Here is a 25,503-nt window from a genome sequence, read left to right as displayed (position 1 = left end):
GGCTCCTTTCCCTATGAATGTTATATATCATGTGAAGAGGAGTGTCTATCGTTGTAATCATAATGTAAAGGAAATTTTATAATTTTGCTAAGTTTTGTCGGAATTTAGTATCTTTTCGTAGTGTTTGTCATAAAGTTAAAATTCTTGAATGTATAGAAAAAGATATCAATTTCTATATTTTTTTTAAAATCATGGGAAATGATGGAGTTTTCCATAATGAAACAGTATTTTAAAAACCTATCAATCACTAGTGAGGAATCGATTTCATGTGAGGTTTCCTGACATGAGGTTTGTTTTTGTCAAGAAAATTATTTGCATTCGTGCAAACTTATTTTGTTGTCAGATTTTAATTTTTGATTTATGATTTTTAACAGGGACAAAATGTAGTGAATTGTCGAATAATATGTAATACTCTTAATTTCTTAGTTTTATAGATATAGATAGAATGAGGGATAGATAGAGTGACACATCGAGGGGGTTACAACAAGTATGAAAAGAATAGGACTTGCATGGCAAATATTAATTGGTCTTGCGCTTGGTATTGCAGTTGGGGCGATTTTCTTTGGCAATCCGGAAGTGGTGAAGTACTTACAACCAATTGGTGATATTTTCATCCGATTAATTAAGATGATTGTGGTACCGATTGTTGTAGCAAGTATTGTTGTTGGGGTTGCTGGTGTTGGCGATGTTAAGAAGTTAGGCCGACTAGGCGGAAAAACAATTATTTACTTTGAAATTATTACAACGATTGCAATTGCTGTTGGTCTATTAATAGCAAACATTTTCCAACCTGGAAAAGGCGTTGATATGGATAAGTTAACAAAAACAGATATTTCAAAATATACACATACGACAGAGCAAGTACAAAGTCATTCGTTCGCGGATACGTTTGTAAATATTGTTCCGACGAACATTATGAAATCATTAGCTGAAGGTGATATGCTTGCTATTATCTTCTTCTCAGTATTATTTGGTTTAGGTGTAGCAGCAGTTGGTGAGCGTGGCAAACCAGTTCTACAATTTTTCCAAGGTGTAGCAGATGCAATGTTTTATGTAACGAACCAAGTTATGAAGTTTGCACCATTTGGTGTATTCGCATTAATTGGTGTTACAGTTTCTACATTCGGATTAGCTTCATTAATTCCATTAGGGAAATTACTCATTGTAGTATATGGGGCAATGATATTCTTCGTTGTGGTCGTATTAGGACTTACAGCGAAAATCTTTGGAATAAACATTTTCCAATTCTTTAAGATTTTAAAAGACGAGCTGATCTTAGCGTATTCTACAGCAAGTTCAGAAACGGTTTTACCGAAAATTATGGAGAAAATGGAAAAGTTCGGTTGTCCGAAAGCAATTACATCTTTCGTTATTCCAACAGGTTATTCATTTAACTTAGATGGATCAACTTTATATCAAGCGATTGCGGCAATTTTCTTAGCGCAAATGTACGGTATTGAATTATCCATTACACAACAAATTACGTTATTACTTGTATTAATGGTTACATCAAAAGGTATCGCGGGTGTACCGGGCGTATCATTCGTTGTATTATTAGCAACACTGGGTACAGTAGGTATTCCAGCTGAAGGTTTAGCGTTTATTGCAGGTATTGACCGTATTCTTGATATGGCTCGTACAGCAGTTAACGTTGTAGGTAACTCTTTAGCGGCTGTAGTTATGTCTAAGTGGGAAGGTCAATATGACGCTGAAAAAGGACAAGCCTATTTAAAAGAGATATCTGAAAAGGGTCAAGCAGCTTAATTATAATATGAACAAGCTCTCACATAATATGTGGGGGCTTTTTCTATATATAGAAGAGGAGCGGACGTAATGAAACGTAAATATGGTGACGGTTCTTCGTGGAAGCGACTAATAGAGAAGGATTATAGGGTTAAGCAAGTAGAAGAGGGAATGTTAGGAATACTAGACATAAAAAAGGTGAGAGAGCCTAGTTATAAAGAGTACAATAGTAAAGAGCTTTGCATTGCAGGTGATGGGTATACATGGATTCAATATTTTATAAACGGGAAAAACTTTGCAATTACAGCTATGTTAGACGATCAAAAAAAATTAGTGCAATATTATATCGATGTGACGAAAGAATTTAAAGTAGACGATCGTGGTTTACCTTATTTTGATGATTTATATTTAGATGTAGTATTATTACCGAACGGTGAGATCTATGTATTGGATGAAGATGAGTTAGAGGATGCTTATAAAATTGGCGATGTTACAAAGGAAGAATATGAGTTAGCTTGGAATACAACAAAATGGATTATTGCGACCATAAAAAATAGAAGATTTTATTGGATCTTAATATTGGATGAAGAAATCGAAAAGTTAAAATGATTGATTTATTCACCTTTCTGTATAATTACCAAAAAAAACTATACAAAAAATAATTGACTTTTGTTTTGTAAGCGAGTAAAGTTAGGAAAGAAATTATTATTAAAAAATAAATATGAAACCTTCTTATAAAGAGAGGCGGAGGGACTGGCCCTACGATGCCTCGGCAGCGGACTCGATTTTAGAGTGCTGTGCCAAATCCAGCAAGCATGTGCTTGAAAGATGAGAAGAGCGTTTCTTATAGATGTATAAGACCTCTTCTCGTTGGAAGAGGTCTTTTGTTATTCATTAGAAAAAAGGTTGAAACTAGGGAGAGATGGTACTTTGAAAGAAACGAGAGGAAATGGTTTAGCTTTATTACCACTTGGTATATTTTTGGCGCTATTTATTGGTTCTGGAATTATTACAGGTGATTTCTATAAATTGCCGATACTTATAGCAATCTCAATTGCTGTAGGAGTCGCTTTAGCGATGAATCGTAAAGAAAGCTTTAATGTGAAAGTGGAGCGATTCGCTAAAGGGGCAGGAAATCCGGATATTATGATTATGGTATTAATTTTTGTTCTTGCAGGTGCTTTTTCTGAAACAGCTAAAGGAATGGGCGGAGTTGATTCTACAGTTAACTTAGCGTTATCTATTTTGCCGCAAGGATTTATCGTAGCTGGCATTTTTATTATCGGGGCATTTATTTCATTAGCGATGGGAACTTCAATGGGAACAATTGCAGCGTTAGCACCAATTGCTGTAGGTATTAGTGGGCAAACTGATATCTCAATTGCACTTGCGATGGCTACTGTTGTTGGCGGAGCGATGTTTGGTGATAATTTATCATTTATTTCAGATACAACAATCGCAGCTGTTCGTTCACAAGGAACAGAAATGAAAGATAAGTTTAAAACAAATTTTTTAATTGTATTACCAGCGGCTATTATTACAATTGTTCTATTAGTAATAATTACTTTAGGAAGTGATACACAAGTTAAAGCGCATAGTTTTGACTGGATAAAGATTTTACCATATGCAGGAGTACTTATTACAGCGTTACTTGGTTGGAATGTACTTATTGTGTTAACTGGTGGAACTGTATTATCTGGTGCTATCGGTCTTATAGATGGAAGTTACACGTTAGAAAGTTTCTTTAAAAGTGTAACGACTGGAATGGGCGGTATGATGGAGTTAGTATTACTTGCTATATTAATCGGTGGTATGGTTGAACTGATCCAATATAATGGTGGTATTCAATATTTAATGAATCTTTTAACGCGTAACATTCGTTCGAAAAAAGGAGCAGAGTTCGGTATTGCTGGTTTAGTGAGTATGACGAATATGTGTACAGCGAATAATACGATTTCGATTATTTTTACTGGTCCTCTTGCGAAGAACATTGCGGATCAATATGAAATTGATCCACGTAAATCAGCGAGTGTATTAGATCTTTTCTCATGTTGTGTGCAAGGATTAATTCCGTATGGTGCTCAAATGTTAACTGCGGCAGGATTTGCCGCGTTATCTCCAATTGAATTGTTACCATACGCATTTTATCCAATTTTGGTTGGAGTATGTGGAATTATTTCTATATTAATTGGTTTCCCGAGGTTTTCTAAAGTGGTGGAAAAGAAAAAGTATCATAAAACAGCATAATTAAATATGGATGTTATTCGTAGTAATAGAAGCCGTACAGAGAATATTCTCTGTACGGCTTTTTATGTGTGATAAAAGAGGGAATTATCCTATCCTACCTTATGTTTTTACAAAAGGCTGAATTGAACTCAGTCTTAAGTCTGAGTTCAAAACGGTTCTTAAGCTCGTTATGGAAAAAAGAAAAATAGTTAAGATAAGAGTATCAAATCGAAGGGAGGCAAGCACAAGATGAAACAATTTCTAGCGTTTATCGCAGCTGGTATTTTGGCTTTAATTGCTCTTGGTAGTCTTGCTGGTATTATAGGATTCGCCATTGGAGCAGGAGTTGTGTACTGGAGCTATAAATCATTTGTGCGAGCTAAATCATTCTTTGGGAAGTTAGCTTGGGGTATTGTTGGTTTAATCGGTTTGTCCATTGCACTTTCTCATTCCCCAGCATTAATCGGTATCGTAGCATTAGTAGTCTTATACTACGGATACCGTGAGTGGAAAAAAGAAAAAAATGTAGTTGTTGATTCTGCTCCAGAAAGTTCTAAACCATATAGCAACTTTGAAGATGAGTGGAACAAGTTAATGAAAAACTAATATAAAATAAATCAAATCAAATTATAAAGTAGAAGAGAGGAAGATTATAATGAAACAATCTTTATTCGGACGTGTACGCGATGCAATTTTAGCTGATTTTCATAATGTGTTAGATGAGAAAGAAAGAAAAAATCCAATTGCTATGTTAAACCAATATTTACGCGACAGTGAGCGTGAAATAACAAAAATTGAGAAGTTAATTCAGCGTCATAAAACATTAAAATCTAACTTTGCTCGTGAGCTTGAGCAAGCACGTTATTTCGTTAATAAAAGATCAAAGCAAGCTATCATCGCACAAGAAGCAGGCGAATTACAATTGCATGAACGTGCATTAGAAGAAGTAGCGTATTATGAAGGGCAAGTAACTCGCTTAGAAGAAATGTATGCTGGTGTTGTAGAGCAAATTGATGAGTTAGAGCGTCGTCTTTCAGAAATGAAAAATAAATTAAAAGAAATGAACGCAAAGCGTATGGAATTAATGGCACGTGAAAATATGGCGCATGCAAACCGCCGTATGAATACTGCTATTCATAAAATGGATGAAAATAATCCGTTCTTACGATTCGAAGAGATTGAAGATCACATTCGTGACTTAGAGCTTCGTATAAATGAAGAGCATGAGCGTGATACATTTGATATCAAAATTGCAAAACTAGAGCGTGAAATGAAAGAGAAAAATGAAGTATCGTTAACGAAAGAAGTAACAAAATAATTGTAGTATATAATAAAACAGGCTTATGATATAGTGATAGAAGAAAAGGTGTTGGAAAGCAATGCCTTTTCTTCTATGTATATGTGACAAAGAGGGGGGGAGCTGAAATGAAGAAGCACTTTTCAAAAACACAATTAATGGGGATGCTCCTCATCATATTTGGATTCGGTCTTTTTCTTGATATGATACTCGGACATTTTGAACCAGGTGGTCTAATTTTTGCATTTATTATGATTATGTTTGGAAGGCATTACCGAAAGAAAAATCGTTATGTAAGAGGGAATGTATTTTTATTTGTCGGTGGTATTGTATTCTTATTCTTCTTATTTTCATCAGCAGCATTCGTACTTGTTGTATTTGCTTGTTTAGCCTTAATTGGTTATCAACTTATTCAACAAGGACATCAGCAAAAAGCAATGAAAGTTGAAATTAAAGAAAAGGGATATATAGATGAAGAAAAACAAATATATCGTACAGAACCGTATATAAAAAATATGTTCGTAGGTAATGTACGAATGATGGATCATATTTATGAACTTGAGGATATTAATGTCCAATATGGTGCTTGTGATGTCGAGATTGATTTAACAACTGCGATGATTCCGGAGGGAGAAACGGTAATTGTTATTCGGGGAGTCGTTGGTAATATTCGTTTATATGTGCCATATGATATCGAACTATCTTTAAATCATTCTGTTATTGTTGGGCGAGTGCTCTTGCCGGGACACGAAGAAACAGGATTTAACCGTAATGTTACGTTTAGAACAGAACAGTATAAAGAAGCTCCTCGCCGTATAAAAATTATTTCTTCGCTTGTCGTAGGCGATACGGAAGTGAGGAAAGTATAATGAAAAAACAAAAGAATATTTCGTGGATGTATATTCGTTATTCTATGTTGTCCTCTGTGAGTATCGCACTTATTTGTACAATTGTATATGTATGGAAAAGCGAACAACAAGTTTATGATTTACTATGGAAAGAATCCATTGCTTCTGTTCCAATTGGCTTGTTTATTATGAGTACTAGTCTTCTTATCGGAGGAATTGTAGGGTATGCAATCGGTTATTATATAGAGCAGCGTATACAAGGATTAAATACTTTTCTATTTGAAGTAGAACGAGGGAATTTTCCGAGTGATGTTTCGTTTACTGCGGATGATGAATTTCATGAAGTGGAACGAAAAGTAATCGGCCTTGCTCGTCGATTAGAGGAGCAAGCTGGGCTATTTCAAAAAGTAACAAATGAACGAGCCCATTGGAATGAAGAGATGAGACAAGAAGCGATTTCTCAAGAAAGGCATCGATTAGCGAGAGAGCTGCATGATTCTGTAAGTCAGCAGCTTTTTGCAATGTCGATGATGATGTCAGCTATTAATGAACAAGTGGCTGAAATTCCAGACACGACGAAAAAACAGTTGCAGCTTGTTGAGAATATGGTTGTAAATGCACAATCAGAAATGAGAGCATTGCTCCTTCATTTACGCCCAGTGCAGTTAGAAGGTAAGAAACTAACAGAGGGTATAGAAGAATTATTAACAGAACTGTCTAGAAAGCAACATATGAAAATTGAATGGTTAATTGAACCAATTCAATTAAAAAAAGGTGTAGAAGATCATTTATTCCGTATTGTACAAGAGGCGTTGTCTAATACTTTACGGCATGCGAAGGCAAAGAAAACCGAAGTACGCCTACGTAAAATTGATCAATATGCGATTTTGAAAATTATTGATGATGGTGTTGGTTTTAAGGTTGGGGTTAATAAGGCAGGTTCATACGGTTTAAGATCAATGCAAGAGCGAGTTCATGAAATTGGTGGTACATTAAAAGTACTTAGTTTTCCAAATAAAGGTACGCAAATAGAAGTGAAAGTACCGATTATGATTGAGAGAGGGGGAGAGTCATGATAAAAGTATTACTAGTTGATGACCATGAAATGGTTCGAATGGGTGTATCAGCATATTTATCAACACAGCCAGATATTGAAGTAGTTGGAGAAGCTGAAAATGGAAGAAAAGGTTCAGAGTTAGCTTTGCAATTAAGACCGGATATTATTTTGATGGATCTTGTCATGGATGAGATGGACGGTGTTGAAGCAACACGTGCTATTATTCAGGAATGGCCAGAAGCGAAAATTGTGGTTGTAACGAGCTTTTTAGATGATGAGAAGTTGTATCCTGTTATTGAGGCGGGGGCGACAAGTTATTTATTAAAAACATCAAGAGCGAGTGATATAGCAGACGCTGTACGAGCTACTTATGATGGAGAAACGGTATTAGAGCCAAAAGTTACTGGCAAAATGATGTCTCGTATGCGTCAGAAGAAAGAACAACCTTTGCATGAGGAGTTAACAGAAAGAGAGTCTGAAATTTTGTTATTAATTGCAGAGGGGAAAAGTAATCAAGAGATTGCAGATGAGTTGTTTATTGCCCTCAAAACAGTAAAGACACATGTGAGTAATATATTAAATAAGCTAAATGTAAGTGACAGGACACAGGCGGTTATTTATGCGTTTAGACATCAATTGACGAAATAAGAAGGAGGCTTTGACTATATATGGTCAAAGCTTTTTGTTGACGCTTAACATTGTAAGCGTTATCATTATAGTGTTAACAGTACATACAAAGGGGAGAGAGTGTATGTTAGTTCAAACGATATTTGGAATGGATGAAACGAAAAAATTAGGTAACTATGTGAATGCGTTGCAAGCACTTTGTGAACAATTTGATATTGAAACAGATCGTATCGCAATTATCGAGGCGACAGAAGAATATTATTTATTTCTAGTAAAGCAAGAAGATTGCTATGATGTTGTAAAAGTAGAAACAGTGGATACGAATATTGATTACTATACGAAAGCTTATAAAGTGAGTAGCTTTAATCATACTTCTTATCAAATGTAAAAAAACTCCCAAAACGGGAGTTTTTTTATGATGCTTTCGATTCAGGTGAATGATCCGTTAAGGGTACAGTTTTTGCACCACTTAATTTTGCGATAGCAAAACCGATAATAGCCCCAACTAATGCTGGTACTAACCAGCCAATTCCTTCATTATATAATGGAATAAACTCAAAATAAGATGTGATAAATGAAACAGGAATATTCCCTTGTTTTAATCCGTCAAAAACGCTCACAATGGCTGTTCCGATTAAAGCACATACATAAACAGATCGATAGCCACCGAAATATTTATGAAGTAATGATAATAATACGAGTACAATTGCAACTGGATATACAACAAGTAAAATAGGAACAGAGATTGCGATAATTTTTGTTAATCCTAAGTTGGCAACTAATAATCCTAACAAGCAAATGACACTTGCTAACATTTTGTATGAAAATTTTGTCAATAATGTTGAGAAGTATTGACTGCATGCAGATACAAGTCCAACGCATGTTGTTAAGCAAGCGAGTGTAACGATAAGAGATAATAGAATTAGACCATATGGACCGAATAATTGTTGTACGATAACGGTAAGTAGCTGTCCCCCATTTTTTGCGTATCCGAGAGAGGCACTAGTTGTACCGAGCCAGCCAAGTGCACCATATACAAGTACGAGACCAGTAGCGGCAATAAGTCCTGCTTTTGCTGTTGCGATGGCAATTGATTTACGATCACTCACACCTTTTGAGCGAATTGCATTTACAACGATAATCCCAAATGCAAGTGCTGAAATGGTATCCATCGTTAAGTATCCTTCCATAAAACCTTTGAAAATTGGAGAAGTTTGATACTCTTGCATGGCTGGTCCAGATTGTCCGAGGGGTGTAAATACACTCTTAACGAATAATAAAAAAATAGAGAGTAATAAAATAGGTGTTAATACACTTCCGATACGATCGACGAGCTTAGAAGGGTTTAAACTAAGCCAAAATACGATAGAAAAGAAGATGACTGTGTATAAAAATAGCACTAGGCTGCTAGAGCGAATGGTTTCTGGTAAGAAAGAACTAACTCCCATTTCATAAGCGACATTAGCAACACGTGGAATGCCCATAGATGGACCAATTGCAATGTATACAACTATTGTAAAGAAAATTCCGAATAATGGGTGAACATGACTTGCAAGTTGCTGCATTCCATTTCCTGATAAAGAAATAGCGATAACAGTAAGTAACGGTAAACCAACTCCTGTTAGTAAAAAGCCAATCATCGCTGGCCAAAAGTTTTCACCAGCATTTTGTCCAAGCATTGGAGGGAAAATTAAATTTCCTGCCCCAAAAAATAAAGAAAATAGCATAAGGCCTGTGAAAAAAACATGTTTTTTTGATACAGTGTTCATTGTTTTTCCTCCTTTTTGTAAATTCATTGTAAGAACACAAAAAACTCGTCCCTAAAGAAAGGGACGAGTTATATTTACCCGCGATACCACCCTAATTTATACATGTAGAAATAAATCTATATGTATACGGCTTTGCAACGTACAACATGATACGTGTTCCTTGTAACGGGGGACATCCGGTAAGAACTTACTTCATCATTCGGTTCTACTTCTCGGAGATGATTTTCGGTTAAGCACTGAACGTTGGCTTTCAGCAAATCGCCAACTCTCTGGGGAACAGTCCTATAACGTACTCGTTCTCGTCAATGAATTTTTATTCAAGTATTCTGACAGTATTTTCACACGTTTTTTTTAGAAAGTCAACATATTTTTTGGGGAATATATTTTCCTGTAGAAATATAGCTGAGAATATAAGATTTAATGCTGTTTGTAAAAATGCTGTAAAACATTATAGGGAATTGTAAAGTTTATGGAGAAAATCTATATTTATAGGAGTAAAGAAGGTATTGTTAGAATTTACAGAGAATAATACAACAATCCACTTGCTGGAAAGAACAAACCAAAAGAGGTGACTGAAATGCTTGCGATGGGAGTATTATTTGGCATTATTGCTATAATTGGTTTTATGTGGTTATATTATTCGCGTTCGTTTAAACAAGCAGAAGTTTTACTCTTTCAAAAAGGTAGTTTGTTGACAAATCAGTCTAGATATTTAGTATGTCCGAAGTGTGGAAGTGCACAGGCCAGGAGTGGAGGATATCAAGAGTGTTGCAAAATTAGATTATGAAAGAAGGAAGCCTCACATTATTTTGTGAGGCTTCCTTCCTTACAATTTCATGGCGCTCCAAATGGTCCAACGATCTCTTTCGATAATAGGAGAGACGTTTTGTAATGCTGTTTGGATATGAAGTAGAAGTTGAGAAAGTTCATGATCTGTTAATTCATATAGAATGGATCGTCCGGTTCGGGGAGATAGGTCTTGTAGCAATGCTTCTACAGAATTATGTGTTTTTCGTACTTCCCATTGTGTTTGTATGGGGAACGCTTGAAGAGAATATTGTTGTAATTCTTGCTGTATAGTAGTGGTTTTTGGTCTTCTTTTTGATTCTATTTCAATGAGTTTTGGAAATACAGAGAAAAAGTATCCACGAATGTGTTCAGGACTTCCTGGAATTGTACAATCTTCAATAGTTCGGTCTTGTAAAATCAGTATACCGCCTTTTTTTAATATGCGAGAAGCCTCTCGTATAAAAATAGGGATATTTTGTAAGTGATGAATGACGGCACGCGAAATGATAAGGTCGAATGTTTCGTTAGGGTATGGAATGTTGTGCGCATCACCGTGAATGAATGAAATGTTTGGGAAGCCGTTACAGTTTTCTTTTGCAGCTTGTAATATTTCTTTTGAAAAATCAAGCCCAACAACACTTTTGGCTCCCATAAGAGCAAGTTCTTTCGTATAAATGCCGCCACCACAACCTATATCAATTACTTGTTTGTTTTGCACATCTACAATATTGTTTATTGTTTCCTGCCATGAAATATGTGCGTTACGACTTGCATACGTATACCTATTATTTGCATCATGAAAATTAATGGACATTGTAAAATCCTCCCTTCAGTGTATAGTATAGCTCATTCTATATAATGTAACGTTTTTGTTTTATGTATGAGGATTATAAGAATTTCTTATTGGAAAAGGAGAATTGATTTGAAAGGGAAATATTTAATTTTTTTATGTGTTATTTTACTCGCGTCGTGTGGTCAAGCCGAGCAAAAGAAAGAATCAAAACAAGTAGAGGAGACAGTGAATGAAGTGAAAGAATCATTACAAGTAACTGTTATACAAAAAGGTACAGAAGAAAAAAAATTAAAGAAAATGGATGCGGAGTTAGTGGTGGATATTATAAACAAAGCAGAAAAACAAGAAGTAACAGGTAGCTTTGGTGAACCAGAATATGAAATACAAATTAGTAGAGATGGAAAAATAGAAACGTATTATGCATGGTTAAGAGGAGAAGATCGACGGGGATGGATGCAATATAAAAAAGCTATGTATATGCTGAACGAAAAAGATACGGAAAAACTTTTGGCTATATTTCCAAAAATTCCAGAACAAAAAGAAGATGAGATGCAGGTAGGGCCTTTAACGGAAGTAACGAAAAAAGATTTGCAGATTACCGCGTTTCATATTAAAGCGGGTGATCAAAAAATGAATTATACAGTACGATATACAATTTCACAATCACTATATAATAAGTTAGCGAAGGAACAAGAATATTATTTGCAATTGATTTACCCGGAAAAGGTTCAAAAATTAATTGGAGCAAAAGAAAGTGAAATAATTTCAGCTGAAAAAGTAAAGGAAGGGTATAAACAGTATGAATTGAAGGTTACTGTTCCCATAAAAGATGCTTCAGAATCACAATTAAAAGCACTAGAAAGCTATTATGATAATTACGGTTTGCAAATATTAAATAGTAAGAAAGAAAAAGTAGGAGCATTTCGAAACATTATTCAAATTGTTAAAGAGTATGGTGAAAAAATGAATTTACAAAGATAAAGTGAAACTTTAATCAGTGGGGGGCATCTCCTACTGATTATTAGCTTTTACTAATCGAGATAAATGTGAATCGTAAAGTCTATATAGATTTTCCTAGGAAATGATAAGAGAGGGGAAAGACTCCCCTCTCTATTACTTTGCTTTTGCAGATGGCTCACTCATTGATTTTCGTGTAATAAGAAAAGAAATCATAAGAGCGGAAAGAATGATAAGAGCAATAAATAAGTGATTTGGCAACAAATCTAATACTAATACGTAGCTAACGGTATAAAAAATAAGAGTTGAAGCTAAAAACGATAGAGTACCTATCATAAGAGATTGTAATTTCATTTGTATATACCTCCTTTCATTTATATTTTTGGCTAAAAATGGATGTAATAAACATTATTTCTAACAATAGAAAAAAATATGTCATAATAAAGACAAGAAAAAATTTTGGTGAGTGTAAATGACTCAGTAAAGTGAGATAAAGGAGAGGAATATGAAAAATAATAAAAAAGGGTTATGGGGAATTATCGTTGCAATAGGATTATTTTTACTGTCTAAGTTAAAGTGGGTATTTGCTATTTTTAAGTTAGCAAAATTTTCAACAGTATTTAGTATGTTTTTATCGCTTGGTGCATACGCAGTCATATATGGTTGGAAGTTTGGGGTAGCACTCGTTTATTTGTTGTTTGTACATGAGATGGGGCATTTATGGGCAGCTAGAAGAAAAGGCATACCAACATCGCCAGCAATCTTCATACCATTTATGGGAGCTCTTATTGGGATGAAAGAGATGCCGAAAAATGCAAAAGATGAAGCTTACATTGCATATATGGGGCCTCTTTTCGGATTACTTTCATTTTTACCCGCAATCCCACTTTATATAATAACGAAAGAGCCGTTTTGGGCGCTTATTATTTTACTTGGAAGTATGATTAATTTCTTTAACTTAATTCCAGTTTCTCCGTTAGATGGTGGTCGAATTATCTCAGTTGTAAGTACAAAGATTTGGGGAGCGGGCCTTATTGTATTGCTCGGTTATTCAATTTACTTTAAAAGTATTTTGGGAGGTTTTATTTTTATTATCGGCTGTATGGAATTATATAGAGTAATAAAGAGAGATGGGCCAATTAAGGAATTAGGATATAGAATTGATGGAATGAAAGAATATGTTGCAAGGCTTGAAGAGGAGTTAAAAGAAACTGGTGCAGTGCATCGAAATATATATTTGATGCAACATGAAATAAATGTATTAAGGCAAAAAGAAAGAGAGAAAGAATTAAAAACAGGAGAGCTTCAAAAGATTGAAGTGCTAGAGTATCTTTTACCAAAGTTTGAGCCGCTGGATTACGTCCCATATGAAGATGAAAAAGAAACACATACAATTCATATAAGAGAAGCATTTGAAATGTCGGAAAGAAAATTACAGGAATGGGATACAGAAAAGAGACAACAGGAAAACTATTATAAAGTGGATACGAAAACGAAATGGATGGTATTTGCTTGTTATATCGGATTAATGGCTATACTCGGTTACACAGCTTATGAAGGGTATATTGTTTTACAAGAACATTTGCCAAGGAGAAATGTATAGAAAAATATTGTCGAAATGATAGGAAGGATTTATACAGGAATTATATTTCTACGAGAGAATGTTACAAGTATAGTCATACATTGTAATATCTTTAGTAGAGAAGGAATTCTGTATATGAGGAAATTGTTAAGTGTATTCGGGATTATTATAGTAATGATCATTGCGAGCTATAGTCTTATGAAAGTGCTGTTACATTATGCGAATAAGCCTGCAGAGGTAAATACAATAGCTCAAATAGATGATGTGCAAGAAGAGACAAAAGTGCTAGATTTTATTCGTATGACACATGAAAGTTATAATAATTTCTTAAATTATGGTAAAGCAGAGAATTATACAGAAGGGGACTGGAACCAATTTAAACAATGGTTTCAACAACAAGAATCGTCTTTAAAAAATATACATATAGAAATAAAGAATGAAAAAATAAAACGCGATGTAAATAGAAGCTATGAAATTGTAAAAAAAGGTGTGGAACTTCAAAATATTGAGTATGTAGTTTATGCCCATCGTGTATACCATGACTTAGATATTATCGTAAATAAATATAGAGGTGAAACGAACATCTGGGGGTATACAGAATTTGGAGATGGGAAAGATATAAGGGTAATTGAACAAACAATACAGTCCAAATAATAAGCTAGCTAGAATTCTAGTTGGCTTATTTTCTTTTTGTAAGTGCAATGTTCATATATTTTTCACAAAAACACCGTGTTAATAGTGATTAAAATCACAATATGTATTATACAATTCAGTTAAACTAAAAACAGTTAAAGAAATAGAGGAGTGGGATACAATGTTAAGTGCAAAAACAATTGAAATCGTAAAATCAACAGTACCGTTATTGCAGGAAAAAGGCGTTGAAATTACAACGAGATTTTATCAAATTTTATTTTCGGAACATCCGGAGTTATTGAATATTTTCAACCATACGAACCAGAAAAAGGGAAGACAACAACAAGCATTAGCAAATGCGGTTTATGCAGCTGCAATGTACATCGATAATTTAGAAGCTATTATTCCAGTTGTAAAGCAAATCGGTCATAAGCATAGAAGTTTAGGTATTAAAGCAGAGCATTATCCAATAGTAGGTACATGCTTACTACGAGCGATTAAAGAGGTCGCAGGCGCACCTGATGAAGTTTTAAATGCATGGGGAGAAGCGTATGGCGTCATTGCTGATGCATTCATTAGTATTGAAGCGGATATGTATGAAGAGGCTGCACATAAAGAAGGTGGATGGAAAGATTTCCGCAACTTTGTGATTGTTAAAAAAGTGAAGGAAAGTGACGTTATTACATCATTTTATTTAAAACCTGAAGATGGTGGGAAAGTTTCTTCATTCATCCCAGGACAATATGTAACGATTCAAATAAATATTGAAGGTGAAACATATACGCATAATCGTCAATATAGCTTATCTGATGCTCCTGGAAAAGAATACTATCGCATTAGTGTAAAGAAAGAAAAAGGTGTAGATACACCAGATGGTAAAGTATCTAATTACTTACATGATCATGTAGGAGAAGGAGATGTCTTATCAGTAAGTGCACCAGCGGGAGATTTCGTGTTAAATATGGAGTCAACATTACCTGTTATACTAATTAGTGGTGGAGTAGGTATTACACCGATGATGAGTATGTTAAATACGCTAATCGAACAAGAATCAAAGCGTAATGTATGCTTTGTTCATGCAGCGATAAATAGTAATACACATGCGATGAAAGAGCATGTTGAGACAGTAGAAAAAGAGTATGAACAAGTGAAAGCATATACTTGCTATTCTTCACCGACAGAGCAAGATGTGGAAATGAAGAATTTTGACAAAGAAGGATTCATTGAACGTGAATGGTTACAAACTATTATTCCAACAACTGAAGCAGAATTTTATTTCTGTGGCCCAGTACCATTTATGAAGCATATAAATGCTGCATTGATTGATTTGGGTGTTAAACAAGAGAACATTCATTATGAATTTTTCGGTCCCGCAGCAAGCTTACAATAGATTAACGTTGCTACACAAAAAACGAGATATTATTTTACCTCGTTTTTTGCTTGTTCTCTTAATAAGCGATTTACTGTTTCACGGCGTACACCTATGAGCTGACCAATTTCAGTTTGTGTTAATATTTCATAAATAGGGATGTCACCTAAATATAAGGTGAACCACTCTTGTAAACGATGAAGGCGCTCTTTAGGAGAAACAGTTGTCAATTGATCGATACGCTGTTGCATCATTCTTAATTTCGATTGTAATTGCATAGCGATATTTTCATAAGATGCAGGATTTGCCTGGAGTTGATCGTACCATTCATTGCTAATTATAGGCTCAACTTCTGTTTTCATTAAAGCGATAGCTGTACCGTGATATTCCTTCGGTGAAATTAAAGAATGGTGAGGTATCGTTTCACCAGGAACGATAATATTAAATAAAAATGGTGTTCCGTCTGCTTCTAACCGAATAACTTTTAATAAACCTGTTTTTATAAAATATAATGGACCGTCCTCACCTTGACGGAATAATACATCTCCCTTATGTAGAATCAATGTTAGCCCCCCATTAAAACATTTCTATTTCTTATATTTTAGCGTAAATGTATAAAGACAATATGCTTTTTAAACAGCAATTTCATTGACGAAATGTATGCTATTACAGTAGTATACTATTTAGTGTGTAATAGTACTAGCAATGAATACGCTGTAGGGGGTTTAGTATATTGTTAGATGCGATGAAGATGACGGATATGAGAATTCCGGCGAATGCTATCATTCATGTAGAAGAGATGAAAGGTGGAGTCGTTTTATCCGTTGAAATAGACGGCCAAATTATTTATACGATGGCTTATGATGAAGAAACAGATAGTTATGCTGAATTATATGATCGAAACGATAAGAGGGCGTGCCAAGTACATGAAGACTTTATGGGATGGTCACTTCTTCACTAAAAAGATGTCAATATGACATCTTTTTTTATTGAATCGATAGATTATACAAAGAAATGAAATATAAGGATAAAATTTGTAATAAATGATTTTGCATTGTTAGCACTTTGTAACTGCATGCGACCGGTTTTTTCGCTATCATAAAGATAACAGTCGTAGCTATAGGAGTGATCAACTTGAAGAAAGTACATATTTCAAATTTTATGCTATTAAGTGTTTGTTTAGTTTTATTTGTTCTCCTAGGAGCCTTTTTATATTCATGTGTATAAGAAAAAACGCATTCTAGAAAGAACGCGTTATAAAAATGAAGTAATGATTAATCTAGTTCCAAGAATAATTAATGTGATACGTAATAAATTAATTACGGCATTACCGCTTAATTTTGTGTTAATATAAGCCCCGATTTTTCCACCAATCCATGCACCAGGAATCAAAATTAATGCATAGATCCAGCTAACATTTCCAAGGGAGATGTGAGTTGCAGAACTTACAATTGCTGATAAAAATACGATAAACATCGAAGTTGCTACAGCAATGTGTGCTGGGAACGCAAAAAGGAGCATCATCGCTGGCACAAGTAAGGCGCCACCACCGATCCCGAATAATCCGGATATAAATCCAACTATAAAGGCAATAAAGATAGCGAGAAATGGTGGGAATTGATAGTCTACAGTATTTCCTTCTTTATCTGTAAAAGATCGTTTAATTACAGTCATATTTGATAGGGAAAGAGGTTTTAATTTGTCTCGTAGCATAAGAAGAATGGAGACGAATATAAGAAAAATCCCAAAGTATAAAGAAAATGTATCTTGGTTTAAAAATTTGTTTGCCCATGACCCGATAATACCACCAGGGCCACTCCCGATAAATAAAATAAGTCCACTTTTATAATCTACCCGTTTATGTTTCATGTATGTAAGGGTAGAAGACAGCCCTGTAAAAACGACTGTTACCATAGAAGTTCCTACTGCGAGTTGTGGTGATAAACTGTGTAATCCAATTAATAACGGAACGATAATAATTCCGCCCCCAAGCCCTACTAGGCTCCCGACTGTCCCAGCGATTAATCCGATGAAAAGTAACATGATGTATTCCAAAATTGCCAACTCCTCTATATAACTTATCCACCAATCATTATACACGCTTTTTAATAAGAAATAGGCTTGTTCACAAAAAAGTCGTCTTCCTAGAAAAATAAGGAAGACGACTTTTAATTAAAAGATTAAGTGTAATAAGGAGTAAAATAACGCAGCTAAAGAAGCTGAAATTGGAAGTGTAATAACCCATGTAATTAACATGCGTTTTGCAGTTCCCCATTTTACACCTTTCACACGATGAGAAGCACCAACCCCTAAAATAGAAGAAGAGATAACGTGCGTAGTACTAACCGGTAAGTGAATGAATGTTGCACCGAAAATAACAAGTGATGATGATAAATCGGCAGCTACACCATTTACAGGACGAATTTTCATAATTTGTCCACCGACAGTTTTAATAATTTTCCATCCACCGACAGAAGTACCAAGTCCCATTGCGATTGCACAACATAATTGTACCCAGAACGGAATGTCGTCAGAAGTATGATAGTTATTGGCCATAAGAGCCATCGTGATGATTCCCATTGCTTTTTGTGCATCATTCGTACCGTGTGTATAAGCTTGTAATGCTGCAGTGAAAATCTGGAATATACGGAAGTTCTTATTCGTTTTTGTTAAGTTAAAGTTTTTAAAGACTACTTTAAAAATACTATATACGATATAACCAATAACGAAAGCGATAATCGGTGAAATGATTAAAGCTTCAATAATTTTTATGAACCCTTTGAAATTTAAAGCGGCAAAACCAGCAGCAGCAATTGCTGCACCTGCGATTGCACCAATGATTGCATGCGAAGAACTACTTGGAATACCATAGTACCAAGTAATTAAGTTCCAAGCTATTGCCGCAAGCAAAGCAGCTAAAATTACAAGAGAACCATTTTGCAAAGCAAATGGGTCAACGATATCTTTTGTAATCGTTTTTGCTACACCTGTAAATGTCATTGCACCTAAAAAGTTCATAATAGCTGCCATAATAATTGCATGTCTAGGCTTTAGAGCTTTCGTTGAAACAGCCGTTGCAATAGCGTTTGCTGTATCGTGAAATCCATTGATAAAGTCAAAAGCTAAAGCGCAAATGACTACTAAAACGGTCAGTATCAAGAGTGTATCCATGATCAAACTCCTTACGCGTTCTTCATAATAATTGTTTCTAATACGTTTGCAACGCTTTGACAGCTATCAGCTACTTCTTCAAGCTCTTCGTAAATCTCTTTATATTGAATAATTTTAATCGGATCTTTTTCACGAGAGAATAAGTGTTTAATCGCGTGACGGCGAATATCGTCACATTGTGACTCGTAATCCTTAATCTTAATCGCATTTGTACGAATGTCGACTAATTTCTTTTTAGACAGTAATTCAACAGAATTTGCAATCTCAATCGCACATTGATTAATTGCTTCAACGAATTTAATCATGTATTCATCAGCTTCTGTAATAGAATACATTTCGAATAGACCAGCACTGTGATCTAATCCGTCTAATACATCATCCATACTCATTGCAAGCTGTAGGATGTCTTCACGTTCAATAGGAGTAATAAACGCTTTGTTTAGCTCCATAATGATTTCGTGAATAAATGAGTCACCTTTCGACTCATACTCTTTCATGCGCATAGAAAACTCTTTTAAATCGCTGGCATTTTTAATTTTATACTCCACGAAAAACTGCGCGCCTTCTTTTAAATTTTCGGAAACGTTCATAAGCATTTCAGAAAATTTATCTTTTTTTGATTTAAAGACCATTATTGTTACCCCCACAAAAGTAATATATGTAAAATATATTGGCTAGTCAATTCTAACAAAAAACTGTCGTTTTTTAAAACATTTTATCGAAAAGTTTACAAAAACTTAACATAACTCACATTGTTGCATTAATAATATTAATACTATAGTGAATATCTTACTTGTAGAATGTCCTTTTCTTGTAAAAAGTATGAATGTGAAAGAAAAGCTTTACACTATAGGAAAGACTACGTTATTATAATAAATTTAAAAGGAGGTATATTCTTCCTTTTAAAAAGAAGCGTGTACACAAACGAAGGAAGTGAACGAATGAAATTGAAGAACACTCACTTAAAAAAAACGCTTGAGTGGTTCAATCAGAGGAAAAAACTACGCAATTCATTAATTGTATTGGGAAGTTTGCTCGTTACTCTATTTATTGCTGTAAATATAATAATTTCCATTCAAGATATATCTGAATTAAAACAAGCTGTGCCACAACCGACTTTAATTTATGATGCAAATAATGAAGTTGCGACTAAATTAGCTTCTTCTAAAACAGAAGGGGTCAAAAGGAAAGATATTCCTGATATTATGGTTCAAGCAATTGTTGCAGTGGAAGATAAGGAATTTTTTAGTCATCATGGCATTTACTATAGTGGAATCATAAGCGCTGTATTTAAGAACATTACAGCTGGTGAAGTTGTGGCTGGTGGTAGTACAATTACACAACAACTTGCAAAAAATGTATTTTTAACACAAGATCGCACATACTCACGTAAAATAAAGGAATATTTTTTAACAAAAAAAATAGAGCGTACTTATTCAAAAGATGAAATTATAGAAATGTATATGAATCAAATTTATTTTGGTGAAGGTGCTTGGGGGATAAAAAGAGCAGCTAAATCTTATTTTGATAAAGAGGTAAAAGACTTAACAATTTCAGAAGCTGCAACGATTGCAGGATTAATTAAAGCGCCATCTGCGTATTCGCCGTATAAAAACTTTAATAAATCCATTGAAAGACGTAATGTCGTATTAGGTTTAATGAAGGAACAAGGATATATTTCTGCAGAACAATATAATCAGGAGAAAGAATCAGGTCTTGTATTACGACGTGGTGTTGACGATAAATATAAGGGGAAATATTCTCAATACGTAGATTATATTGTTAGAGAAGCGATGGACAAGTATGAATTAACGCAAAATGAAATTTTAGCAGGTGGTTATCGTATTTATACGGAACTTGACCCGAAAAAACAACAAGCGGTTGAAGATGTTGTGAATAATGATAGTTATTTTAAAGATAGTGGTTCAGATCAGCTTATGCAAACTGGAGTGGTCCTTATGAATCCAAAAACTGGCGGTGTTCCAGCTTTAGTTGGAGGCAGAGGTCCTTATCAATTTTTACAGTTTAATCATGCAACACAATTAAAAAGGCAGCCCGGTTCAACGTTAAAGCCTCTTGCAGTGTATGTACCAGCGTTAGAACAAGGATATGAAGTATACGATGTTTTAAAAGATGAACCATTTAATATTAAAGAATATGCACCACAAAATAGTGATCATACGTTCCATGGTAATGTGACGATGTATGAAGCAGTGGCAAAGTCATATAATGTTTCAGCAGTTTGGTTATTAGAGCAAATTGGATTAGATAAAGGATTGAAATCTTTAGAGCGGTTTGGTATCCCATTAGAGCCTGAAGATCGTACGTATCCGATTGCTTTAGGAGGTATGCATGTAGGGACTTCTCCATTTGTAATGGCTCAAGCGTATAGCACATTTGCAAATGATGGTGTCCAAGTAGAAGCTCATGCCATTAGAGAAATCCAAAATGCTGAAGGAGAAACAATTGGAAAATGGTATAAGAAAGAAACTCGTGTGACGAACGAGAAAGTTGCCCAAAAGATGACATACTTATTAAAAGGTGTGATTGAAAGGGGAACGGGTGAAAAAGCGAAAGTTAATAATATCGATACCGCAGGCAAGACGGGGACTACCCAGCTTGTAAATGGACCAAGCACTGGTGCGAAGGATTCTTGGTTTGTTGGATACACACCGGATTTAGTAGGTGCGATTTGGGTAGGGTATGATAAAACGGATAGTGAGCATTATGTGCCGGGAGGAAGTCAAATTACAACGACAATGTTCCGGGACATTATGAAGAAAGCGAATGGAAATCCAGCTCAAAAGGCATTTCAGTTATCACTAATACCTGAAGCGGATTATACAAAGCAATTAAAAATGATTGAGGAAGAAAACGAAGGAAAGAAGAAGAGAAAAACGAAAAGAAGAGGAACAACAAAGAAAAAAAGAGCAACAAGAGTGGTTTGACAAGGTGAAAGAGTGGATTCCATCATTTTGGTAAAAGAAAGAGGCGAATAACGAAATTCGCCTCTTTTTCGTATGGAAAATAAAATGAAACTTTAATCGGTGGAGATTTTTGTTTACCTTTACTAGTTATTAGTACATATCAATTGGGATAAATGATATTACTCGTTAAGTATAATGTTCGTACTGCCAAAGGATTGAGAATCGTATGTGACGATTACTGTACCTTTACTAATAGGTTCGTAAGGTAATTCTTCTTCATAATTACTATTATTTTTATTGTGGATAGAAAGTGTGATTTCATCAATTTCTTTATTTGTATACTGATCTCTAATCGTTTCAGCAATTTGAAGTAGCGCTTCGTAACTAGAAGCTTCTGTAATAAGCATTCCTTTTATAACCTTTTTTTCATTTTGTGTGGAAGAGGAATACGGGATGTTGTTTTGTTTTGTATACAGAAGTTCGTATGGAACTGTTTTTCTTTCTGCTTTTGAAATGTTTGAATATTTTAGAGTTAAAAGAAATCCTATACATAAAATTATGCATACCATAAGAACAAACCAAAAACGTGTCAGTGATATAATTCTCATTATCATCCCTCTTTCATGTCTTTGTCTTCACTATTTATCATACAAAAAGAGAATTAAGCTAAAGTAAATTTGAAGTAAAGAAACGTAAAGAAGGAGTACTTATCCTCCAAAATAAGTACTCCTTTTTATTAAAAGAGAGATTTAACATACAATCAAAATAATACAAATTACTATAAATCAAATATTCTTGGTCTTTCAAAAATAAGATAAAAACTAAAAGTTAGTAAATTCGGAAGACTGATAGTGTAGCTGTTGTGTCACCAGTGTTAGGAATAGAAATAGTATTTGCTGTAGGTTGTACAGCAATGGTTGTACCAGCTTGTAAAGTAACGATTGTAGAGAAAGAAACAGCACTACCGATAACGTTAGTTGAAAAATTACGAGTAGGTGGTTGACCGTCGAATGAAATACCGAATCCAAATGGTGAAGAACCCGGGAAGGTTGTAGATGCTGAGAAACTAATATCGTATACTCCTGTTTCTAGAATAGTTAAAGTATCTGAAGTGTCGTTAAAAGTTATATTATTTAATTCGAAAACTTGATTGAATTGGATGTTTGTTCCAGGAGATATAGTTTGTGGATTAGAATTTCCTATTGCTGCTATAGTTACAGGAATTGGTGTGCCCGCCGGTCCAGTAGCACCTTGAGCGCCAGTAGCACCAGCCGGTCCTTGAGCGCCTTGAGCACCCTGGGAACCAGTAGCACCAGCCGGTCCTTGAGCGCCTTGAGCACCTTGGGAACCAGTAGCACCAGCCGGTCCTTGAGCGCCTTGAGCGCCTTGAGCACCTTGGGAACCAGTAGCACCAGCCGGTCCTTGAGCACCTTGAGCGCCTTGAGCACCTTGAGCACCTTGAGCACCAGTAGCACCAGCCGGTCCTTGAGCACCTTGAGCACCAGCCGGTCCTTGAATACCTTGTGGTCCTTGAAGTCCAGTAGCACCTTGAGCACCAGCCGGTCCCTGAGGTCCTTGAATACCTTGAGGCCCTTGAGGTCCTTGAGATCCAGTAGCGCCCTGAGCACCAGCAGGTCCTTGAGGTCCAGTAGGTCCTATTGTTCCTCCACCAAGGCAACCTGATCCATATTGAACTAGGATAGCTTGAATTTCTGTAATGAGCTTAACTAGTTTATCGATAGCACAGCAATCGATTTTGAATAACTTAGCAATATACAATAAATAATTAAGCAAACTTTGTAACTCAACGTACAATGCTCCGCATGAGAAAGGTGAGGACTTTAGGATAGTTAATAAGTTAGCAATAATAGAGCTACCAATTTTTTCTTGTGCAGGTGATAAATCTAAGCAATTGAGGAATTTTTGAAGATTATTCAGGAGAGCAATTAGTTTATCGATGTTTTCTTGAGAAGGGTTTTGAAATACAGCTTGAATACTATGACCAAGAGCTTGAAGAAGTCTAGCATACTCTTTTAGTTCTGCCTTAGAGATGTTAATATAACTGCAAGCTCTTACTTCGCAACAATCATTACCATAAAATACTTTCCCTTTATTTTTTTTGGACATTTGTTCATCCCTTTCTTTTATAGAATAAATAGTCGTTACTATATAATAAAATGAAAGCTAAACTGAATTCGTGAGGGACAAACTACTATTTCAAAAAAAATAAGAAGTTTACCTATATTGTGAAAACAAAGAACAATGAAGAGATAGAGAAAGATTTATATGAGTTAAAAAAGAATAGGCTAAAATAAAAAAACTGCACGCAAATTGTTAGATATAATTTAACAATTTGCGTGCAGTTCGTGGAACAGCACAACCTTTTTAATGATTAATTCGTTCATAGTTCGCTTTAGGTAAAATTGGAATGGAAATAGTGAAAGTTGTACCGTTTTGATTACTAGACATTTTTAATGTACCGTTATGATTTTGAATAATTTTCTTCGTTACTGATAATCCCAGTCCCGTTCCTGAGTCTTTTGTAGAGAAAAACGGATCAAATATATATTCTTGAATAGCTGGAGGAATGCCGGTTCCATTATCTTTGAAAGTAATACGAACAAAATTATCTAAGCGATAACTAGTAATTTGAATAGAAAGAAGTTCTTCACCTTGAGCATCGACAGCATTTTGAAATAAATTTAAAAAAACTTGCACGAGTTCATGGCGATCGATATTGACAAGTACACCATCTAATTCCGTAGAAAATTCATAGTCAATAGAAATGTTGTGTAAAAAAACTTCACTAGCAAGTAGTTGTTGAATATATTCGCGTAAAAACGTATTGATCGGAAAAGGTTCTCTAGTAAATTCACGCGTTTTTGAAATGGATAAAAATTTTGTGATAATACTATTTGCACGATCTAGTTCAGGAATGAGTAGACTTTTAAACAATTCTTTATTGGATGGAGAAACGCTATCTTGTAGAAATTGCAAGTACCCACGTACCGTTGTAAGGGGATTTCGTACTTCATGTGCAATCCCAGCTGCAATTCGTCCAGCTAGAGAAAACTTTTCGGCATCACGTTCTGTATTTAAATAATGAAATACACTAATAACTCGGAAAATCTCTCCATTATAATCACGAATAATGCGGTTGTTTACGATGCCGTAGTTTTTGTCTAACACTTCTTCATTATATATTTCAGTTCCTGTTTTTAACGTTTCAATAGCTTTAATTTGTTCTTCAGGCAAGTTTAATAATTGTTGAATTGGTTTCCCGATTATAGAATTTCGTATGACACCAAAATCATCTGCTGCAGCTTGATTACATAATGTAATGTTCCCTTTATTATCAATAAAAGTGACGTGATGCGAAAATGCATCGAAAATATGAACAAAATATTTTTCGAGTTGTTCAAATAAAAATAGTGAATCGCAAGTAAGCTGAAAGGTAGGCTCTTTATCTTTTTGTTGTATGGGTTGAATAGAATGAGATGTTCTCGTTTTTTTTATTTGCAAACCAATATGTGGATTTTTATATGTGAAATGATGTGGTAATTGATTTACAAGCTCTTCATATAACCGCACTTTATTTTCTAATTCTTTTATTCGATTTTCATGAGATAAAATAATATCGTCTTGAAGCATAAATAACCCCTCAATTTAAAAATTCTTCCATCTAGTATATCATATTTTTATACGGATACTCTTA

Annotated in this window: 25 protein-coding genes, 1 pseudogene, 1 riboswitch and 1 other annotated feature; of the genes and pseudogenes, 16 read left to right on the top strand and 10 right to left on the bottom strand. The window is 34.8% G+C overall.

Translation table 11 applies throughout. The features are described from left to right. Nucleotides 1-489: 489 nt before the first annotated feature. The 9 genes from gltP (at nt 490) to CDB3_RS17055 (ending at nt 8,186) form a co-directional block, all read left to right on the top strand. Nucleotides 490-1,764 carry a glutamate/aspartate:proton symporter GltP gene (gltP, locus tag CDB3_RS17095; protein ID WP_002086711.1) on the top strand — a complete coding sequence of 425 codons (1,275 nt, stop codon included), beginning with the start codon at nt 490-492 and terminating at the stop codon, nt 1,762-1,764. Between the two features lie 69 nt (nt 1,765-1,833). After that, on the top strand, nt 1,834-2,352 hold the full coding sequence (locus tag CDB3_RS17090; protein ID WP_128855327.1) for a ribonuclease FAU-1 family protein: 519 nt from the start codon (nt 1,834-1,836) through the stop codon (nt 2,350-2,352). 120 nt (nt 2,353-2,472) lie between these two features. Then, nucleotides 2,473-2,578: riboswitch (SAM riboswitch) on the top strand. 95 nt (nt 2,579-2,673) lie between these two features. Then, nucleotides 2,674-3,990, top strand: a complete 1,317-nt coding sequence (locus CDB3_RS17085; protein ID WP_128855326.1) for a Na+/H+ antiporter NhaC family protein — start codon at nt 2,674-2,676, stop codon at nt 3,988-3,990. Between the two features lie 228 nt (nt 3,991-4,218). Continuing rightward, nucleotides 4,219-4,575, top strand: a complete 357-nt coding sequence (locus CDB3_RS17080) for a lmo0954 family membrane protein (RefSeq protein ID WP_128855325.1) — start codon at nt 4,219-4,221, stop codon at nt 4,573-4,575. Nucleotides 4,576-4,624: 49 nt separating this feature from the next. Further along, complete coding sequence (locus CDB3_RS17075; protein WP_002117515.1) at nt 4,625-5,287, top strand: PspA/IM30 family protein; 663 nt, start codon at nt 4,625-4,627, stop codon at nt 5,285-5,287. 107 nt (nt 5,288-5,394) lie between these two features. Next, nucleotides 5,395-6,135, top strand: coding sequence for a cell wall-active antibiotics response protein LiaF (gene liaF, locus CDB3_RS17070; RefSeq protein ID WP_000716083.1), 741 nt, complete (start codon nt 5,395-5,397; stop codon nt 6,133-6,135). Beyond that, entirely contained in the window at nt 6,135-7,190 is a 1,056-nt protein-coding gene (locus tag CDB3_RS17065) for a sensor histidine kinase (protein WP_000744318.1), read from the top strand. The genes liaF and CDB3_RS17065 overlap by 1 nt, the downstream gene beginning before the upstream one ends. After that, a complete protein-coding gene (locus tag CDB3_RS17060; RefSeq protein WP_000598709.1) occupies nt 7,187-7,819 on the top strand; it encodes a response regulator in 633 nt (210 codons plus the stop codon). Before CDB3_RS17065 ends, CDB3_RS17060 begins: the two co-directional genes overlap by 4 nt. 10 nt (nt 7,820-7,829) lie before the next feature. Beyond that, entirely contained in the window at nt 7,830-8,186 is a 357-nt protein-coding gene (locus CDB3_RS17055) for a DUF3992 domain-containing protein (RefSeq protein ID WP_128855324.1), read from the top strand. Nucleotides 8,187-8,211: 25 nt separating this feature from the next. On the opposite strand, the gene brnQ3 is transcribed toward CDB3_RS17055, so the two are convergent. After that, complete coding sequence (gene brnQ3, locus CDB3_RS17050) at nt 8,212-9,567, bottom strand: branched-chain amino acid transport system II carrier protein BrnQ3 (RefSeq protein ID WP_128855323.1); 1,356 nt, start codon at nt 9,565-9,567, stop codon at nt 8,212-8,214. Nucleotides 9,568-9,623: 56 nt separating this feature from the next. Continuing rightward, nucleotides 9,624-9,882 (bottom strand) — a binding site (T-box leader). A gap of 262 nt (nt 9,883-10,144) precedes the next feature. Here brnQ3 and CDB3_RS17045 point away from each other — a divergent pair. Continuing rightward, nucleotides 10,145-10,354, top strand: coding sequence for a hypothetical protein (locus tag CDB3_RS17045; protein WP_000880630.1), 210 nt, complete (start codon nt 10,145-10,147; stop codon nt 10,352-10,354). A 39-nt stretch (nt 10,355-10,393) separates the two neighbouring features. On the opposite strand, the gene CDB3_RS17040 is transcribed toward CDB3_RS17045, so the two are convergent. Beyond that, nucleotides 10,394-11,170: a class I SAM-dependent methyltransferase gene (locus tag CDB3_RS17040; protein WP_097831768.1), complete on the bottom strand. Its 777-nt coding sequence runs from the start codon at nt 11,168-11,170 to the stop codon at nt 10,394-10,396. A 108-nt stretch (nt 11,171-11,278) separates the two neighbouring features. Between CDB3_RS17040 and CDB3_RS17035 the strand changes: the two genes are divergently transcribed. Further along, nucleotides 11,279-12,130: a YhfM domain-containing protein gene (locus CDB3_RS17035; protein ID WP_128855322.1), complete on the top strand. Its 852-nt coding sequence runs from the start codon at nt 11,279-11,281 to the stop codon at nt 12,128-12,130. Nucleotides 12,131-12,262: 132 nt separating this feature from the next. Here CDB3_RS17035 and CDB3_RS17030 read toward each other — a convergent pair whose 3' ends face one another. Then, the gene (locus CDB3_RS17030) at nt 12,263-12,460 is read right to left on the bottom strand and encodes a hypothetical protein (protein WP_128855321.1); all 198 of its coding nucleotides are present in this window, start codon (nt 12,458-12,460) and stop codon (nt 12,263-12,265) included. Between the two features lie 151 nt (nt 12,461-12,611). Between CDB3_RS17030 and CDB3_RS17025 the strand changes: the two genes are divergently transcribed. The 3 genes from CDB3_RS17025 (at nt 12,612) to hmpA (ending at nt 15,711) form a co-directional block, all read left to right on the top strand. After that, entirely contained in the window at nt 12,612-13,709 is a 1,098-nt protein-coding gene (locus CDB3_RS17025) for a site-2 protease family protein (protein WP_128855320.1), read from the top strand. A 114-nt stretch (nt 13,710-13,823) separates the two neighbouring features. After that, the gene (locus CDB3_RS17020) at nt 13,824-14,342 is read left to right on the top strand and encodes a hypothetical protein (protein ID WP_128855319.1); all 519 of its coding nucleotides are present in this window, start codon (nt 13,824-13,826) and stop codon (nt 14,340-14,342) included. Between the two features lie 160 nt (nt 14,343-14,502). After that, entirely contained in the window at nt 14,503-15,711 is a 1,209-nt protein-coding gene (gene hmpA / locus CDB3_RS17015) for an NO-inducible flavohemoprotein (RefSeq protein WP_128855318.1), read from the top strand. A gap of 29 nt (nt 15,712-15,740) precedes the next feature. On the opposite strand, the gene CDB3_RS17010 is transcribed toward hmpA, so the two are convergent. Further along, a complete protein-coding gene (locus CDB3_RS17010; RefSeq protein WP_000600570.1) occupies nt 15,741-16,253 on the bottom strand; it encodes a Crp/Fnr family transcriptional regulator in 513 nt (170 codons plus the stop codon). Between the two features lie 170 nt (nt 16,254-16,423). Here CDB3_RS17010 and CDB3_RS17005 point away from each other — a divergent pair, with 170 nt between their 5' ends. Continuing rightward, nucleotides 16,424-16,651 (top strand): hypothetical protein, encoded by a 228-nt coding sequence (locus CDB3_RS17005; RefSeq protein WP_000883004.1) that lies wholly within the window; start codon nt 16,424-16,426, stop codon nt 16,649-16,651. A gap of 293 nt (nt 16,652-16,944) precedes the next feature. Here CDB3_RS17005 and CDB3_RS17000 read toward each other — a convergent pair whose 3' ends face one another. The 3 genes from CDB3_RS17000 to CDB3_RS16990 form a co-directional block, all read right to left on the bottom strand. Continuing rightward, the gene (locus CDB3_RS17000) at nt 16,945-17,745 is read right to left on the bottom strand and encodes a sulfite exporter TauE/SafE family protein (RefSeq protein ID WP_071744861.1); all 801 of its coding nucleotides are present in this window, start codon (nt 17,743-17,745) and stop codon (nt 16,945-16,947) included. Nucleotides 17,746-17,862: 117 nt separating this feature from the next. After that, nucleotides 17,863-18,861 (bottom strand): inorganic phosphate transporter, encoded by a 999-nt coding sequence (locus tag CDB3_RS16995; protein ID WP_097831761.1) that lies wholly within the window; start codon nt 18,859-18,861, stop codon nt 17,863-17,865. An 11-nt stretch (nt 18,862-18,872) separates the two neighbouring features. Then, nucleotides 18,873-19,493 (bottom strand): DUF47 domain-containing protein, encoded by a 621-nt coding sequence (locus CDB3_RS16990; RefSeq protein WP_000231446.1) that lies wholly within the window; start codon nt 19,491-19,493, stop codon nt 18,873-18,875. 309 nt (nt 19,494-19,802) lie between these two features. On the opposite strand from CDB3_RS16990, the pseudogene CDB3_RS16985 reads away from it, so the two are divergent. Further along, a pseudogene (locus CDB3_RS16985) lies at nt 19,803-21,843 on the top strand (transglycosylase domain-containing protein). A 124-nt stretch (nt 21,844-21,967) separates the two neighbouring features. Here the strand turns inward: CDB3_RS16985 and CDB3_RS16980 are convergent. The 3 genes from CDB3_RS16980 to CDB3_RS16970 form a co-directional block, all read right to left on the bottom strand. After that, the gene (locus tag CDB3_RS16980) at nt 21,968-22,396 is read right to left on the bottom strand and encodes a hypothetical protein (RefSeq protein ID WP_128855316.1); all 429 of its coding nucleotides are present in this window, start codon (nt 22,394-22,396) and stop codon (nt 21,968-21,970) included. A 220-nt stretch (nt 22,397-22,616) separates the two neighbouring features. Further along, a complete protein-coding gene (locus CDB3_RS16975) occupies nt 22,617-23,915 on the bottom strand; it encodes a Gly-Xaa-Xaa repeat protein (protein WP_128855315.1) in 1,299 nt (432 codons plus the stop codon). 258 nt (nt 23,916-24,173) lie between these two features. Further along, the gene (locus CDB3_RS16970) at nt 24,174-25,439 is read right to left on the bottom strand and encodes a PAS domain-containing sensor histidine kinase (protein ID WP_128855314.1); all 1,266 of its coding nucleotides are present in this window, start codon (nt 25,437-25,439) and stop codon (nt 24,174-24,176) included. Nucleotides 25,440-25,503: the final 64 nt, after the last annotated feature.

The sequence above is a fragment of the Bacillus sp. CDB3 genome (assembly GCF_002081505.1).
GTDB lineage: Bacteria > Bacillota > Bacilli > Bacillales > Bacillaceae_G > Bacillus_A > Bacillus_A cereus_AT.
This window is presented reverse-complemented; position numbering and strand designations above follow the sequence as displayed.